General features: G+C 57.0%; 13 protein-coding genes and 1 riboswitch. Of the genes, 6 read left to right on the top strand and 7 right to left on the bottom strand.

What is annotated here, in order from left to right:
- Positions 1-438 precede the first annotated feature (438 nt).
- The 3 genes from QWJ34_RS23210 to QWJ34_RS23200 all read right to left on the bottom strand — a co-directional run bounded on the left by QWJ34_RS23210 (position 439) and on the right by QWJ34_RS23200 (position 3303).
- The gene (locus tag QWJ34_RS23210) at positions 439-1830 is read right to left on the bottom strand and encodes an NCS2 family permease (protein WP_302731483.1); all 1392 of its coding nucleotides are present in this window, start codon (positions 1828-1830) and stop codon (positions 439-441) included.
- A gap of 134 nt (positions 1831-1964) precedes the next feature.
- Positions 1965-2065, bottom strand: a riboswitch (purine riboswitch).
- Positions 2066-2265: 200 nt separating this feature from the next.
- Positions 2266-2631: an MmcQ/YjbR family DNA-binding protein gene (locus QWJ34_RS23205; RefSeq protein ID WP_302731482.1), complete on the bottom strand. Its 366-nt coding sequence runs from the start codon at positions 2629-2631 to the stop codon at positions 2266-2268.
- Positions 2632-2670: 39 nt separating this feature from the next.
- Positions 2671-3303 (bottom strand): DUF1349 domain-containing protein, encoded by a 633-nt coding sequence (locus QWJ34_RS23200; RefSeq protein WP_302731481.1) that lies wholly within the window; start codon positions 3301-3303, stop codon positions 2671-2673.
- A 180-nt stretch (positions 3304-3483) separates the two neighbouring features.
- Between QWJ34_RS23200 and QWJ34_RS23195 the strand changes: the two genes are divergently transcribed.
- The 5 genes from QWJ34_RS23195 to QWJ34_RS23175 all read left to right on the top strand — a co-directional run bounded on the left by QWJ34_RS23195 (position 3484) and on the right by QWJ34_RS23175 (position 8525).
- The gene (locus tag QWJ34_RS23195) at positions 3484-4515 is read left to right on the top strand and encodes a LacI family DNA-binding transcriptional regulator (protein WP_302731480.1); all 1032 of its coding nucleotides are present in this window, start codon (positions 3484-3486) and stop codon (positions 4513-4515) included.
- A gap of 64 nt (positions 4516-4579) precedes the next feature.
- On the top strand, positions 4580-5695 hold the full coding sequence (locus tag QWJ34_RS23190) for a sulfate ABC transporter substrate-binding protein (RefSeq protein WP_302731479.1): 1116 nt from the start codon (positions 4580-4582) through the stop codon (positions 5693-5695).
- 31 nt (positions 5696-5726) lie between these two features.
- Entirely contained in the window at positions 5727-6578 is an 852-nt protein-coding gene (gene cysT / locus QWJ34_RS23185; RefSeq protein WP_302731478.1) for a sulfate ABC transporter permease subunit CysT, read from the top strand.
- Positions 6578-7477 (top strand): sulfate ABC transporter permease subunit CysW, encoded by a 900-nt coding sequence (gene cysW / locus QWJ34_RS23180; protein WP_302731477.1) that lies wholly within the window; start codon positions 6578-6580, stop codon positions 7475-7477. Before cysT ends, cysW begins: the two co-directional genes overlap by 1 nt.
- A complete protein-coding gene (locus QWJ34_RS23175; protein WP_302731476.1) occupies positions 7467-8525 on the top strand; it encodes a sulfate/molybdate ABC transporter ATP-binding protein in 1059 nt (352 codons plus the stop codon). The genes cysW and QWJ34_RS23175 overlap by 11 nt, the downstream gene beginning before the upstream one ends.
- Before the next feature lie 267 nt (positions 8526-8792).
- Here QWJ34_RS23175 and QWJ34_RS23170 read toward each other — a convergent pair whose 3' ends face one another.
- Positions 8793-10007, bottom strand: coding sequence for a multidrug effflux MFS transporter (locus QWJ34_RS23170; protein ID WP_302731475.1), 1215 nt, complete (start codon positions 10005-10007; stop codon positions 8793-8795).
- A gap of 104 nt (positions 10008-10111) precedes the next feature.
- A complete protein-coding gene (locus tag QWJ34_RS23165) occupies positions 10112-10582 on the bottom strand; it encodes an SMI1/KNR4 family protein (RefSeq protein WP_302731487.1) in 471 nt (156 codons plus the stop codon).
- 135 nt (positions 10583-10717) lie between these two features.
- Here QWJ34_RS23165 and QWJ34_RS23160 point away from each other — a divergent pair, with 135 nt between their 5' ends.
- Positions 10718-11356, top strand: coding sequence for a LysE family translocator (locus QWJ34_RS23160; RefSeq protein WP_302731474.1), 639 nt, complete (start codon positions 10718-10720; stop codon positions 11354-11356).
- Positions 11357-11538: 182 nt separating this feature from the next.
- On the opposite strand, the gene QWJ34_RS23155 is transcribed toward QWJ34_RS23160, so the two are convergent.
- Both QWJ34_RS23155 and guaA read right to left on the bottom strand, forming a co-directional pair.
- Positions 11539-11970, bottom strand: a complete 432-nt coding sequence (locus tag QWJ34_RS23155) for a VOC family protein (protein WP_302731473.1) — start codon at positions 11968-11970, stop codon at positions 11539-11541.
- Between the two features lie 231 nt (positions 11971-12201).
- Positions 12202-13740, bottom strand: coding sequence for a glutamine-hydrolyzing GMP synthase (guaA, locus tag QWJ34_RS23150; protein WP_302731472.1), 1539 nt, complete (start codon positions 13738-13740; stop codon positions 12202-12204).
- Positions 13741-13753 lie beyond the last annotated feature (13 nt).

Here is a 13753-nt window from a genome sequence, read left to right as displayed (position 1 = left end):
GAGCAAACTGTGTTTCTCGTTTCTGCCGTTCAGACTTTCGCTCGCAGCAGCAACTCTTATATACTAGCATGTTCGATTTCGCTTTGCAAGCCTTTTTTAAAATCTTTTTTTCGGCTTCTTTCGAAGCTTCCATCCGATCTCATCATCACCCTGCTCCATTGTCCGAACCGCACCGGCACTCTCTCAAGGCCGTTCCTAGACTATACCATGCCCTATTTGACATAGCAAGGTTTTTTATTAAAAAGTTTTATAGCCTCTATCAATCGCATTTATCGGTTCTTTCGAACCGTACAATCGTTCTTTGACGCAGTGCATAAAAAAGCCGCCGATCGTCTTGCGACGATCGGCGGCCCAGGTCCGTTTCTTTATCCCCTAATGATTCTTTTTTTATTTGTCTTTTCTATATAATGTTCAATTCCGTCCATACCCGATTCGGGATTACTCTCCGCCGAGGAAAACGTAGCGGCAGACGACCAGGATCGCAAGCACCCACATCAGCCAGTGAATCTTGACTTTGCGGCTGGTGAACAGGCTGCTGACGCCGCCCAACACGACGTAAGACAGAATACCGATCGAGATGCCGTTGGCAATCCCGTTCGTGAACGGCATAAAGATAATCGTCAGGAAAGCCGGAATCGCCTGCATCATGTCGTCCCACTCGATGCTGCGAACCTGCGAGATCATCAGGACACCGACCATGATGAGCGCCGGAGCCGTCGCCGCCGAAGGAACCACCAGCGCCAGCGGAGCGATAAACATCGCCAGCAGGAACAGCACGCCCGTCGTTACCGCGGTCAGGCCGGTACGTCCGCCTTCCGCGATGCCCGCCGTGCTTTCTACATAAGAAGTGATCGTGCTTGTGCCGAGCACCGCGCCGGTGCTGACGCCGACCGCGTCGACCAGCATCGCTTTGCCGATTTTTTTCTCGCCTTCTTCTTTGTTCTTGAGCAGTCCCGCGCGCTCCGCCGTACCGACGAGCGTGCCGAACGTATCGAACAGTTCAACGAAGGTAAAGACGAACACGATCTCGAACAGGCCGAGTTTCAAAGCGCCGCCGATATCGAGCTGTCCGACTGCCAGATCGCCGAACGAAGGAATCCAGCTGCCGCCCGACAGTCCGCTCAGATTGGTCACGCCCATCGGAATGCCGATCAGGGTGATGAGCACGATTCCGATCAGGAGCGCGCCGCGTACCCGCATCACCATCAGGACGCCGATAATAAAGATTCCGATCAGCGAGAGCAGGGTGTCCTTCTGGTGCATAAAGTCGCCCAGGCCGAGCTGGAAGTTCGATCCGATTACCGGTACGGGAGCTTGAAGCTGCGCCAAGTCGGTCACGCCCGTTACCGTCGCGGAGATCGAAACGATATTGCCGAGCTTCATCCCGATAATCGTAACGAACAGCCCGATCCCGACCGTGATGGCCGCTTTTATCGAAGAAGGCACCGCCACAATCAGCATCTGCCGGATCTTCGTCACGGTCAAGATGATGAAGATAATCCCGGAAATGAAGACTGCGCCGAGCGCCGCCTGCCAGGTGATTGCGCCGTTGGACCCCAATACCACCGTCATAAAGTACGCGTTAAGCCCCATGCCCGGCGCCAGAGCGACCGGAATGTTGGCGAACAATCCCATCAGGATCGTTACGATCCCCGCGCCGACCGCCGTCGCGAAGAATACGCCCGAAGCCGGGATGCCCGCGCCGTCCGGTCCCAGGAACGAGATGTTGACGATCAGAATATACGCCATTGTGATAAAAGTCGTCAGGCCCGCGATAATTTCCGTTCTGACGTTCGTTCCGTGTTCTTGGAGTTTAAAGAACTTGTCCATGATCCAAACTTTCCTCCTCGGGAATGTAAATAGGAAGAACGACAAAAGAGGCCGGGTTCGATGTTCGCCCCCCTGCGCCTCCAGAACAGAGAAAACGCGGAACGTCGCACCGGGCGAAGAATCGCCGGAACGCAAAGCCGCTTTTCCCTTTTCGTAGAGCGATCATTTTCGGTGACCGCGTAGAGACTTCCGGGCCCATTCCCGGAATTATACGAACGCTTCTTCAGTTGTCGATTACCTGGTGGGCCGCCTGCCAATGCGCAAGCTCCGGCAAAGCGGCTTTACTCGTTACATTCTAGGCGAGGCAAGAAAGCTTGTCAACAAAAAAACGAATGATTTTGAGGGGTCTTTCTTATATTGTTCGTTAATTTTCCGGATTTCGGCATTTTCATTCCTTTACCGGCTGGAAAAGTTCGCGCAGCCATGGAATATTTATCAGGCTTCCGGCAAAGTATCGCGCACTTTTTTCGTTAATCCGCTTCTGACCCGTTCGTATGCGTGACGAATCATGCCCGCCACAAATTCCGCTTCCAGACCGCCGCGCTCCAGCAGGATGCTGTTCCAGTGCGCTTTGTTCGAATAATAGCCCGGCACAATCTGCTCGTAGCGTTCGCGATATTCGTCGGCCAGCAGCGGATCGCATTTCAGCGTCAAAATTTGTTCGCCTTCTTTGTTCGTCCCGCGCATCGCATAATACTTGCCGCCGATCCGATACAGCGTGCTGTTCCATTCTTCTTTAAAAAGTTCATCGCTTCCCGGCAGCGCCAGGCACGTTTCCCGAATCCATTCGTCCGTCAGCATAAAGCAATCCTCCTTATTCGATTCCTGCCCGGATTCTTTCTATTCCGCATTTTCCCCTGTTTGCCGGATCTCAAAGGAATAAAACGTCGTTTTGAACCCGCCTTCGGTCCCCGGACTTGCGGCGTACAGCCCGACTTTCAGCGCTTGTCCGCCCGGGCAGCGCAGATGCGCGATTCGCAGCTGTTCCCACTCTCCGCCGGCGCGGCGCGCATGGATGAGGAAATCCTCGCCTTCGCGCACGATCTTGAACTGCAGCCGATGAGCAAAAATATCCGAATCCGCGTTGCGCGTCGACCAGTCCGAATATCCATCCCGCGTTACGACCGCCCCCAGATGCGACGGGCCTTCCGGAATATACTCGACCGACGTTTTCAGCCAATTGTCCCGGTCCACTCCCACGAACAGCCCCGCCTGATCGAACGTATACTGCGGGTCCATCGTCAGTTCGGTCACCGCTTCGAAGTCTCCTTCGATCTCGTCGTACAGCACATGCCCGTTGTAGCGCTCGAAGCCGTAATGCGTTTTCAGCCAAAAGTCCGTATCGGGCAGCGTATGCAGTTCCAGCGCGCCGTTTGCGGTTTCCAGGCTTTGCGGCTCGGTCGTCACTTTCAGGCTGCGTGTATGCTCCGGGATGTATTCCACTTTGGTTTCCTCCTCGGTATGCGATTTCAAACCGTATTTTCTCCCTTAGTGTAACGCAAGAATCCTCCCGCCAAAAGCCGCTTATTCAGCTTCCGCAAACGTTGTACTTATTTTTCGTTGAAGTTGTGGCGCGGCGCGGATTATAATAACGCATATTAAACCAATAAATTTAGTGCGGATTTAAACTTTCAAACAGGGAGGAGCGCGAAAATGACGTTAAAAGAGATTGCCGAACAGGCGGGCGTTTCGATTTCTACCGTTTCGCGCATCATCAATTCTTCCGACGACAGTTTTGCGCGCAAATCGGTACGGGACCGGGTGTGGAAAATCATTCACGAAACCGGGTACGTCCCCAACCAGTCGGCCCGCGAGCTCAAACAGGGCAAACGGGAAGAGGTCCCGCGGCGATGTACCACCGTCTCCTGTATCCTCGGGCGCACGCGGGATCTGGAGGACAACCCTTTTTTTGCGCAGACGGCGAGAGCCGTGGAGCAGCAGGCGCTGGAGAAAGGATGCATCGTATCGGCTTCCTATTCCATCTTCGATCTGCAGGGCGACCCGTTCGGCAAAAGGATGGATATCCCTCGGGCGGACGGAGCGGTGGTGCTGGGGCGCTTCAACGAGAACACCCGCCTGCTGCTCGAAAAACATTATAAAAATATCGTGTACGTGGGCCGGAATCCGATCGACGCCGAGTGGGACCAGATCGTTTGCGACGGTTACGAAGCCGCGAAGACCGCGCTGGACCACCTGATCGGGCTGGGCCACAAACGCATTGCCTACATTGGCGAAACGCAGAACGAAATCCGCTACCGCGCGTTCGCCGACGCGGTGCGCAGGCACAAACTCGACGGAGACGCCAACCTGGTCGCTTCGTTCCCGCAGGACGGTCCCGGCGGATACGAAGGCGCAGACTATCTGCTGCGGAGCGCTTCTCCTTTTCCGACCGCCGTGTTTTGCGCAACCGATATTACGGCGATCGCCGCGGTCAAACGTTTTCTCGAAGCCGGCATCAAGATTCCGCAGCAGCTCTCCGTGGTGAGCATGGACGATATCGAGATTGCGCAGTATATGTCCCCGGTCTTGACGACGGTCAGCATCCCCAAGGTGGAAATGGGCAAGGTGGCGGTTCGCACGCTGCTGGATCGCATCAACAAAGAGCACCGTCTGCCCATGAAAATATTTCTTCCGCATAAGCTTCTGGTTCGCGAAAGCACCGCAAAGCCGCACACGGCGAAGTAAGGTCGTTTTGGTCGGGATGCAGTTCGGCAGGTTCCATTCTATTTTTGTTAAGGGGGAAACGATCATGGGTTTGAAACGGATGAACGGCATGAACGGATTCAAGGAATTGAACGGGTTGAAAAAAAGAGCTTTGCTGAGCCTGACGCTGCTGGTGGCGGCGGCGCCGCTGGCGGCCTGCGGTTCGAACGCTTCGACGACGGGCGCCGCGGCCGATACGCAGGGAGCGTCCGCGGACGCATCCAAACCGGCTTCGGTGGAAATCACCAACGTTTCCTACGACCCGACGCGCGAGCTGTACGAAGCGTACAACAAGATTTTCCAAACGCACTGGAAAGAAAAAAGCGGCCAGGACGTGACGATCGTGCAGTCGCACGGCGGCTCCGGCAAACAGGCCCGTTCGGTGCTCGAAGGCAACGAGGCGGACGTGGTGACGCTGGCGCTGGAACAGGACGTGGCCGAGCTGGAAAAAGGCGGACTGATCGAACCGGGCTGGGTCGACGAGTTCGACAAACAGAGTTCGCCGTACACCTCCACGATCGTGTTCCTGGTGCGCAAAGGCAATCCGAAAGGCATCAAAGACTGGGACGACATCGTGAAGCCGGGCGTCGAAGTCATCACCCCGAATCCGAAAACGTCCGGCGGCGCGCGCTGGAACTTCCTGGCGGCGTGGGCGTACGCGCAGGAACACGACGGCAGCGACGAAGCGAAATCGACGGAGTTTATCAAGAACCTGTACAACAACGTGACCGTGCTCGATACCGGGGCGCGCGGCGCGACGACCACCTTCGTGGAGAACAAACAGGGCGACGTGCTGCTGGCGTGGGAAAACGAAGCTTTCCTGTCGATCAAGGAACATCCGGACGATTACGAGATCGTAACGCCGAGCATCAGCATCCTGGCGCAGCCTTCGGTCGCGGTCGTCGACGAGATCGCCAAGAAGCGCGGCACCGAAGAAGTCTCCAAAGAATATTTGCAGTATCTCTACTCCGACGAAGCGCAGAAGCTGGCAGGAGACAACTACTATCGTCCGTCCAACCCGGATATCCTGTCGCAGTTCTCGGATACGTTCGACCTCGATCTCAAGCTGGTGAATATCGACGACGACTTCGGCGGCTGGGAAGCGGCGACCGAGAAGTTCTTCGCGGACAGCGCGATCTTCGACCAGATCTATCAAAAGTAACGGCTTAATCGCGGACAAAGGAGGCTGAGACATGGGAAGTTTGAAACCGGCGCGCAAAAAGAATAGAGTCATTCCCGGCTTCGGGCTGTCGATGGGCGTCACGCTTTCCATGCTGAGCCTGATCGTCATGATTCCGCTGCTGTCGATCTTCGTGGTGCTGTCGGACGTCGGTCCGGCCGACTTGTGGAAAGCGATCAGCGATCCGCAGGCCGTCGCCGCTTACAAGATCAGCCTGCTCTGCGCGCTGGCCGCCGCTCTGGTCAACGCGGTGTTCGGCACGATCCTGGCCTGGATCATCGTCCGCTACCGGTTTCCCGGCAGACGGATTCTGGACGGCCTGATCGAGCTGCCGTTCGCGCTGCCCACCGCGGTGGCGGGGATCGCGCTGACGACGCTGTATGCCGACAGCGGCTGGATCGGCCGGCTGTTCGCCGGGATCGGCGTCAAGATCGCGTATACGCCGGTCGGCATTACGATCGCGCTGATCTTTATCGGCATTCCGTTCGTGGTGCGCTCCATCCAGCCGGTGCTGGAGAAGCTCGACGGACAGTACGAAGAAGCGGCGACGATGCTCGGAGCGGGTCTGCTTCGCACGTTTCGCCGGGTGGTGTTTCCCGAGATCCGTCCCGCCCTGCTGACGGGATTCGGGCTGGCGTTCGCGCGGGGGCTGGGCGAGTACGGCAGCGTTATTTTTATCGCCGGCAATATTCCGTACAAGACGCAGATCGTGCCGCTGGTCATTATGAGCAAGCTGGAGCAGTTCAACTACGGCGCGGCGACGTCGATCGCTCTGGTCATGATCGTATTCTCGTTCCTGACGCTGTTTGCAATCAACTTTATCCAGTCCAGACTCAACCATGCGGCGAAAGGAGCGGAGAACTGATGAGCGATCCGAATCCCATACCGCCGAATCCGGCTTCGATTCCGCAGCCGGCGGCCGCGGCGCGGAATACGGCGAGGGCGCAGGGCCGAACCGCCCGCCTCGTGCTGATCGCGCTCGGCGTGCTGTTTATCCTCGTGATGCTGGTGCTGCCGCTGATTACGGTCTGCGTGTACGCGCTCAAACAGGGCTGGGACGTGTTCTCGAATGCGATTACCGATCCGTATGCGATCAAAGCGCTCCAACTCACGCTGCTTGCGACCGCCGCCGCCGTGATCTGCAACACCGTGTTCGGCCTGTTCGCGTCGTGGACGATCAGCAAGTTCCATTTTCGCGGCAAGCAGTTCCTGACCACGCTGATCGATATTCCGTTCGCCATCTCCCCCGTGATCGCCGGTCTGGTGTTTATCCTGGTATTCGGGCGGATCGGATGGGCGTACGATTTCCTCCAGGCGCACGATCTCAAAGTGGTATTCGCGGTGCCGGGCGTCATCCTGGCGACGATCTTCGTCACTTTCCCGTTCGTGGCGCGCGAGCTGATTCCGCTGATGCAGGCGCAGGGCAGCGACGAAGAGGAAGCCGCCGCCCTGATGGGCGCAGGCTGGTGGACCATTTACCGGAAGATTACGCTGCCGCATATCAAGTGGGGACTCCTGTACGGCATCATCCTGTGTACGGCGAGAGCGCTGGGCGAGTTCGGGGCGGTGTCCGTCGTATCGGGACATCTGCGCGGCAAGACCAACACCCTTCCGCTGCATATCGAGATCCTGTTCAGCGAGTTCCAGTTGACCGCGGCGTTCGCCGTATCGTCGATCCTGGTCGCGGCCGCGATCATCATCTTGATTCTGCGCAATATCGTCGAGTTCAAAGGAAGAAAGGAGGAGCACGAACATGTACGTTGAGCTGCGGCAGGTGGACAAAGCGTTTAAAGGCTACAAAGCGCTGGACGACGTATCTTTTTCAATCGAAAAAGGCAAGCTGGTCGGTCTGCTCGGCCCGTCGGGCAGCGGCAAAACGACGATCCTGCGCACGCTGGCGGGGTTGGTGCATCCGGATTCCGGAGATATTTATATCGACGGGCAAAGAGTCAACGACGTGCCGGCCAGCAAACGCGGGATCGGCTTCGTGTTTCAAAATTACGCGCTGTTCCGCTATATGACCGTGTTCGACAATATCGCGTTCGGGCTGACGGTGGAGAAAAAGGACAAAGCCTTTATCCGCGAGCGCGTCAATCAGCTGGTCGATCTGGTCGGGCTTCAGGGGCTGCAAAGCCGCTATCCGCACCAGCTCTCCGGCGGACAGAAGCAGCGGGTGGCGTTCGCCCGGGCGCTGGCGCCCAATCCGCATCTGCTGCTGCTCGACGAGCCGTTCGCGGCGATCGACGCCAAGATCCGCAAAGAGCTGCGGCTGTGGCTGCGCGAAACGATCAGCTCGCTCGGCATCACCAGCATCTTCGTCACGCACGACCAGGACGAAGCGGTCGAGGTGGCCGACGAGATCATTATCGTCAACCGGGGCCGCATCGAGCAAAAAGGCAATCCGGCGGATATTTACAAGGAGCCTTCGACGCCGTTCGCCGCGCAGTTTATCGGCGAATCTTCGGTGCTTGCGCATTACCGGACGCTGAAAGGATTCGAGTCTTACGAAGGCTACGACAACGCGGTGATCCGGCCGGAGCTGATCCAGATCGCCAAGCTCGGCAAGCAGCCGTACGCGCACGCCAGCGAGGAAGGCACGGTGGAAGACGTCTTTTTTCGCGGCAGCCTGATCGAAGTGCACGTCAATGTGCAGGGCATGCGGCTGATCGGCTACCGTTCGCCGGAAGAAGCGGCGCTGGCGCCGGGCGAACCGGTGAGCGTGCTGATCTACCGCCTGTATTTGTACAACGAGGATAAAGTGCGGCTGGCGGAGAATGCGCGGCTGAAGGATGAGAATACGGTGTTTATTTGACCGTGTTTGTCTGAAAATAAAAAAGTGGACAGCCGCGCAATTACGGCGGCTGTCCACTTTTTTCAGGGCGTGTCTTGAAACTCCGACGGGAGCAGATTGGGCTGAATTTTCGTTCTCAACAAGGAACTTTTACGAAGGTGTGCCGGGGCACATCAAGGGAAAGTGACGCAGGCGTTGAATGAAGCGTACACGCTTTAGGTACGGTTCATTGGAGGGCGAAAAGGCAGTTCAAGATGCACGTCAGCGAGTTTTGAGACACGCCCTAGCTTAACGCTGCGCCTGTTCGGCTTTTCTCACCAGCATAAAGTAAGTCAAAAGCGCAATAAGGCTCGTCACCATCAAAGTAAGGCCAAGAGGAACGGCCGTGTCCTCGCCTGCAATCCCGACCATAGGCGCGACCAGTCCTCCGAGCACAAAGGGCACAAGACCGAGCAGCGCCGCCGCGCTCCCGGCATTTTTGGACTGGCTCTCCATGGCGAGCGGGAAAGCCGCCGTGGAGGTGATACTGATCGAACACACGAAGACAAATAAAGGAACGACCAAAGCAAACAGCGGTCCTTCGACAATCGTAACTCCCACCACGACGATGCTTGACAGTACAGCCATCCATAAGCCGATTACCATAAGCTTCTGCTCCGGGACACGATGCGAGATCCGCCCGACAATTTGAGAACCGATAATCAAGCTGATCCCGTTGGATGCAAACAATACGGAGAACATCGCGGGCGAAACGCCGTAAATATTTTGATAAATAAAAGGCGTGGCTGCCACGTACGCGAATACGCCTCCAGTCAGAATCCCCTGCGCCAGCATATAGCCGACGAACTTCCGATTGCGCAGCATCAAACCGTAACTGCGGAGCTGGGACTTGAAATTCGGCGATACCCGCTGCTCGAGAGGATGGGTTTCTTTTAAACGAAGCTGCGTCATCAGGTAGAGGAACACGCCCAGAATCGCGAGGGAAACAAATACGCCCGGCCATGCCGTAAAGGTCAGCACCCCGCTTCCGGCAATCGGAGCGGCCAAAGGCCCCAGGTTGCTTACAAGCAGCAGAAGGGAGAAAAATCGGGTCAGTTCATGCCCGCTGTACAGGTCGCGTGCGATCGCGCGCGAAATCACGATTCCCGCGGAAGCCGCAAAACCCTGAGCGAAGCGGAAAAAGATCAGCATGCCGATATTGGGCGAATACGCGCAGGCCAACGAAAAAACGACGTACCCGATCATGGCGATCAGCAAAGGCCGGCGTCTGCCGTAAGCGTCGCTTAAAGGCCCCACGACAAGCTGACCGATCCCGAGTCCGAGCAAACAAGCCGTTAAACTGAATTGAACCAAAGACGCGTTCGCGTTGAAATCCGCTGCGATCCTGGGGAACGCGGGCAAATACATATCGATCGTGAACGGTCCCAACGTCGAAAATACGCCCAGCAGTAAAGCGAGGCCGATCACGCTCCACTGACGATTTTTGCTTGTACGATTATCCATAATAATGTATCTGTTCAGCCCCTCTTCCAGGACGTATACGCCCTAATCTGATTCCAGATTATACAGAACCCCGGTTACGAAGTGAACCTTATTTATTTTTAATTTTATACTTTATTTTGTTCTTTCATGGCCCGATACACATCCAGCATGAATTTCGACAGTTCGCCCAGCATCGTCGGCATATCGTCGACGATCTTTTCCAGCGGTGAATCGTCGTATCCGTCATGATAAAGCCGGTATACGGCGCCGCCCGGCTGAAGCACCAGCAGGTCACCGTCGCCGAAGCCCCCGATAGGGAATAGCTGGAGATCCGGCTCGAGGGCGCCCTGACTGCGATAGTCCGCGATTAGCTCCATGCCTGGCGGGTACGCCCATTCCTGCTCCTTCAATCCGTGTATCGTCGGCTCGGCAAAACGCAGCGGACCGAAACGCGCCAGCAGCTCCCGGTATTCGCCGGGCAGGCGGATGCTGCGGCTTTCTTCGAACGCGGCCAGGCGGTCTTCGGGTTCCGGCTGTACGCCGTCTTCTTTCCCCGCTGCATATGTCTCCGTCAATAGTTCTTCGATCTCTTCCATTTCCACGTTAGCGCATCCTCCTCTGTTGACCATTTCCATTTTTTAGTTATTTCTTATTTCATCGAATCGTTTAAAATGAAGATATGAGAGGTACTTGTAAGCTGAAAGAAGGCGCCGCTTCGGAAAGGAACATTCATGGAGCTGTATCTGAAATATTTTCTGCTCGGGCTGGCGATCGCGCTGCCCGTAGGCGCAATCACGGTCGAAATGACCAAGCAAGGTCTAAAAAACGGCTTTCTGCACGGATGGGCCGTCGGATTGGGCGGAATGACCATCGACGGCCTGCTGATCCTCGCGATGTACGCAGGGTTCGCGACGTTCCTCTCCCTGCCTTTTGTCCAGATGCCGCTCTGGCTGATCGGAGCCGGATTCCTCGCGTATCTGGGATACGACTCGATCCGGCACGCGGACCACGATATCACGCCCGCCGACGAGAAAACGCAGAAATCGCTGGCCCGCACGTACCGCAACGGCCTGCTGGTCGCGGTATCGCCCGGCAATCTGATCTTCTGGGTATCCGTATTCGGCACGGTTCTATCCGATTCTTACCACGATTCGAATCCGGCGGCGTTCGCGCTGGCCGCGGCGGGCGTGCTGAGCGGAATTCTGCTGCACGATCTCGGACTGCTGTCGATCGTGTCCCTAAGCCGCAGAGTGCTGAACCGGACCGCGATCAAATGGGTATCCGTCGCCGCCGGCCTGCTGCTGATCGGCTTCGCCGCTTATTTCGTGTACGAATTTATTACCGATCTTACGACTTACCTGCGCGCTTGAGCACGCGGCCCGGGCGCGCCGCGGCCGAACTTTAGCGCCCCCTACTATCTCCGGCGCTTTCCGCCCGCTTATATCCGTCCGCTCATTTGGCAGAACTCCCGGCTTCCCGCCGTTTTTTTCGCGGGGAGAACCGGGAGTTCGCTTTATTTATGCCTCTGTCGTCCCTCGATTCGTCCGGGCGGTCACCGTCCCTGCGGGTCCGGCCGATGGTGCACATACTCGACCACGGTTCCGTCGCGGTGACGGGCGGTGAAGCCGCGTCCGGTCGGCACGTCCCGGATCGCCCCGACGATCTCCGCGCCGTCCGCGAGAAGCCTGTCGTAGTAAGGCTGGACGTCGTCGACCAGCAGCGTGCCCGTCGTTTGGCGGTACGGCGCAAGCTGTTCGTCCGACCCTTCGATAATCAGGAAAGAGCCGACCATCGCCAGATACAACCCGGCTTCCGGATACGGAAAAAAAGCGTCCCGGGCTACCTGTTGAAGCTGTTCGTAATAATCAATCGTTTCCTCCAGCCGCCCCGGACCGACAAATACGCGGATCAGCGTTCTCGGTTCCCGGCCGCTCGTATCGTTGAGAAGACGCTGCATCGGCTGCTCGTAAAACGTTTCGGACATCGTCGACCACCTTCCTTTTTTCGATAAATTTTTCCGCTCATCAAGATTCCAGCTTCCGGCATCGTTCGTATTGCGATCATTATAAACCCATCTATCTCCGATCGCCATACCCCGAAAAATATTCAAAACGCGCATTCGAAAAACACTCTCTTCAGCCGCCGGGAAAGCGTGTAAAAGAGAGTGTCGAGATCTTGCGAAAATATTTAAAAAGAAAAACGGCCGGGGTTCAGCCTATTCCCACTCGATCGTAGCCGGCGGCTTCGACGTCACGTCGTACACGATGCGGTTGACGTTATCCACTTCGTTGACGATGCGGACCGAGATCTTCTCCAGCACGTCCCACGGGATGCGGGCCCAGTCGGCGGTCATGCCGTCGATCGACGTTACCGCGCGGATGCCGACGGTGTACGAATAGGTGCGCGCGTCGCCCATGACGCCGACGCTTTTCATGTTCGGCAGCGCCGTGAAGTACTGCCAGATCTCGCTTTCGAGACCGGCTTTGGCGATCTCTTCGCGCAGGATCAGGTCGGAGTCGCGGACGATCGTCAGCTTCTCTTCCGTCACTTCGCCGAGCACGCGGATCGCCAGACCCGGCCCCGGGAAAGGCTGGCGCCAGACGATGGCATGCGGCAGGCCCAGTTCTTCGCCGACTTTGCGCACTTCGTCTTTGAACAGGGTGTTCAGCGGTTCGATCAGGCTGAATTTCATATCTTCCGGCAGGCCGCCGACGTTATGGTGCGACTTGATCGTCTGCGCCGTCGCCGTGCCGCTTTCCACGATGTCCGTGTACAGCGTACCCTGCGCCAGGAAAGCGAAATCGCCGAGCTTGGCCGATTCTTCGTCGAAGCAGTAGATAAACTCGTTGCCGATGATCTTGCGCTTCTGCTCCGGATCGTCGACGCCGGCCAGCTTGCCCAGGAAACGCTCCTGTGCGTCGATCTTGACCACGTGGATATCGAACTTGCCGACGAATGTCTCCATGACGCTTTCCGCTTCGCCTTTGCGCAGCAGACCGTGGTCGATAAACATGCAGGTCAGCTGATCGCCGATCGCTTTGTGGATGAGCATCGCCACGACGGACGAATCGACGCCGCCGCTCAGCGCGCACAGCACTTTCTTGTCGCCGACTTGTTCGCGGATTTCTTGAATGGACTGCTCGACGAACGATTCCATCGTCCAGTCGCCGCTGCATTTGCACACTTCGTACAGGAAGTTCTTGATCATTTCGTTGCCGTAAACGGAGTGGCGCACTTCCGGGTGGAACTGCACGGCGTGCAGGTTGCGCGTCGGATGGCTCATCGCCGCGATCGGCGCCGATTCCGTTCCGGCTTCGAGCACGAAGCCTTCCGGCAGCGTTACGACGTGGTCGCCGTGGCTCATCCAGACCGTTTGCTTGCTGTCGAGGCCTTTGGTCAGGATGCTGTTGTGCAGGAAGTCGACGTCGGCTTTGCCGTATTCGCGTTTGCCGGCGCGCTCTACCTTGCCGCCGAGCTGCTGCGCCATCAGCTGCATGCCGTAGCAGATACCGAAGATCGGCAGCCCGAGTTCATAGATCGCCGGATCGACGTGCGGAGCTCCTTCTTCGTATACGCTGAGCGGTCCGCCCGAGAACACGATCCCGGCCGGATTCAGCTCGCGAATGCGTTCTACCGGGGTATTGTACGGCATTAGCTCGCTGAATACCCCCAGATCGCGAATTCTTCTGGCGATTAATTGGTTATATTGTCCCCCAAAGTCGAGTACAACGATCAGTTCGTTCGGTTTATTCATGTCACGCCTCCCT

The sequence above is a fragment of the Saccharibacillus sp. CPCC 101409 genome (genome assembly GCF_030518235.1).
In the GTDB taxonomy this organism is placed as follows: Bacteria; Bacillota; Bacilli; order Paenibacillales; family Paenibacillaceae; genus Saccharibacillus.
This window is presented reverse-complemented; position numbering and strand designations above follow the sequence as displayed.

Coding starts and splice junctions, on each gene's coding strand:
- QWJ34_RS23210 (WP_302731483.1), bottom strand. CDS start 1,830: ATGGACAAGTTCTTTAAACTCCAAGAACACGGAACGAACGTCAGAACG.
- QWJ34_RS23205 (WP_302731482.1), bottom strand. CDS start 2,631: ATGCTGACGGACGAATGGATTCGGGAAACGTGCCTGGCGCTGCCGGGA.
- QWJ34_RS23195 (WP_302731480.1), top strand. CDS start 3,484: ATGACGTTAAAAGAGATTGCCGAACAGGCGGGCGTTTCGATTTCTACC.
- QWJ34_RS23190 (WP_302731479.1), top strand. CDS start 4,580: ATGGGTTTGAAACGGATGAACGGCATGAACGGATTCAAGGAATTGAAC.
- cysT (WP_302731478.1), top strand. CDS start 5,727: ATGGGAAGTTTGAAACCGGCGCGCAAAAAGAATAGAGTCATTCCCGGC.
- cysW (WP_302731477.1), top strand. CDS start 6,578: ATGAGCGATCCGAATCCCATACCGCCGAATCCGGCTTCGATTCCGCAG.
- QWJ34_RS23175 (WP_302731476.1), top strand. CDS start 7,467: ATGTACGTTGAGCTGCGGCAGGTGGACAAAGCGTTTAAAGGCTACAAA.
- QWJ34_RS23170 (WP_302731475.1), bottom strand. CDS start 10,007: ATGGATAATCGTACAAGCAAAAATCGTCAGTGGAGCGTGATCGGCCTC.
- QWJ34_RS23165 (WP_302731487.1), bottom strand. CDS start 10,582: ATGGAAGAGATCGAAGAACTATTGACGGAGACATATGCAGCGGGGAAA.
- QWJ34_RS23160 (WP_302731474.1), top strand. CDS start 10,718: ATGGAGCTGTATCTGAAATATTTTCTGCTCGGGCTGGCGATCGCGCTG.
- QWJ34_RS23155 (WP_302731473.1), bottom strand. CDS start 11,970: ATGTCCGAAACGTTTTACGAGCAGCCGATGCAGCGTCTTCTCAACGAT.
- guaA (WP_302731472.1), bottom strand. CDS start 13,740: ATGAATAAACCGAACGAACTGATCGTTGTACTCGACTTTGGGGGACAA.